Here is a 934-nt window from a genome sequence, read left to right as displayed (position 1 = left end):
GATTAAGGGCAATAGGTTTAGCAATGGTATTAGTGCTTACAGGCTGGCCCATAACATCCGGGTTAACGATAATAGGCGTAGTAGGGCGCGGCGCTGCTACTGTGTGTTGTACTAAATCAACCTGTACAATCTGCCCTTTGTTGTCGCCTTTGATTTCCGGGGCCATATCCCATACGCCGCCGCCCTGAGTCTGTTTAGACGGGGTAGCATTGCTGATAACCGGAGTAGGGGCAACCACTGTAGATACTACCGGGGCTGTAGGTACGTTTACAGACGGCGTAGCCGGGGCCACTACTGGCAACTGTTGCGGAGCCGGGGCAGTGTATACAGGAGGGGTGATATAACCCGCCGCCGTTGCTTTGCCGCCCTGAATGTTGGCTACAGCCTGTGAATGGTCGTTTACTTTCTGTGACTGTGAGTTATAGACCACTGGCGCGGCTGGCTGTAAATCAGGGGTTGCCGCTGGTAACGTGGTAAAGGTATGCGTAGCAGGTAAATTAGGTTCCTGCTGGCTTGCTTTACTGGTGATTCTGCCGCCAATGGTGTTAGCCTTGCTCATTGCGTCATTTTTGGCTTTCTGAGCGATAGCGGCATAATCAGGGGCTACCGGAGCATTGATTACAGGTGCTGCCGGGGTAACAGTTACCGGAGCAACCGGGGCGATATATGCCGGGGCTTTTGGTGCGCTATCAACGTAAGTTACCACCGGGGCAAAGGTAGTAGCCGTGGTAGCAGGTGCGTTAGCACTGGTAGCACTGACCGTATAAGGGGCCACTTCCGGCGCTGTGTTTTTGGTTTCAGTAACTACCTTTTTTAAAATCCCGTTATCAACGGTGTAACCCTGAGTATCAAGATAATCAAAGATTTCTTTCATCGGGTCACTGTTACGGGCGTTTGTCCAGTAAATAAAATCATTGTAAGCACTCTGCAAAGG

General features: G+C 51.3%; 1 pseudogene. It reads right to left on the bottom strand.

What is annotated here, in order from left to right:
• Positions 1 to 934, bottom strand: a pseudogene (locus N1032_RS24100) (hypothetical protein); the annotation flags it as partial.

Source organism: Herbiconiux daphne (assembly GCF_024979295.1).
In the GTDB taxonomy this organism is placed as follows: Bacteria; Actinomycetota; Actinomycetes; order Actinomycetales; family Microbacteriaceae; genus Herbiconiux; species Herbiconiux daphnes.
This window is presented reverse-complemented; position numbering and strand designations above follow the sequence as displayed.